The 243-nt window shown below is 60.5% G+C and carries 1 pseudogene; it reads left to right on the top strand.

Annotated features, from left to right (window positions below):
• A pseudogene (locus tag SB753_RS40560) lies at positions 1–243 on the top strand (GlxA family transcriptional regulator); the annotation flags it as partial.

The following is a 243-nucleotide window of genomic DNA, read 5'->3' as shown; positions in this document are numbered from 1 at the left end:
TCACAGAACGCTTTCAGCAATTTGCCGACTATCGGCTGTTTCTCGCGAGCCTTGCGCGCGTCGGGCAACGCACGCCGCTCGTCACGGGGATTCATCACGGCGTGTGGTGGCTCGCGATGGCGGGGCAATTGTCCGGCTATCGCGTGAGCGTGAACTGGGAAACCTATCAGCAGTTCGCCGAGCAGTTCGAGCGCTCCATCGTCACGCAGCAGATTTTCGAAATCGACCGCGATCGCGCGACTT

This window comes from Paraburkholderia sp. SIMBA_053 (assembly GCF_046534895.1).
GTDB classification, from domain to species: Bacteria; Pseudomonadota; Gammaproteobacteria; order Burkholderiales; family Burkholderiaceae; genus Paraburkholderia; species Paraburkholderia caledonica.
Note: the sequence above shows the minus strand (reverse complement) of the source record. Positions and strands in the feature narration are given on the sequence as shown.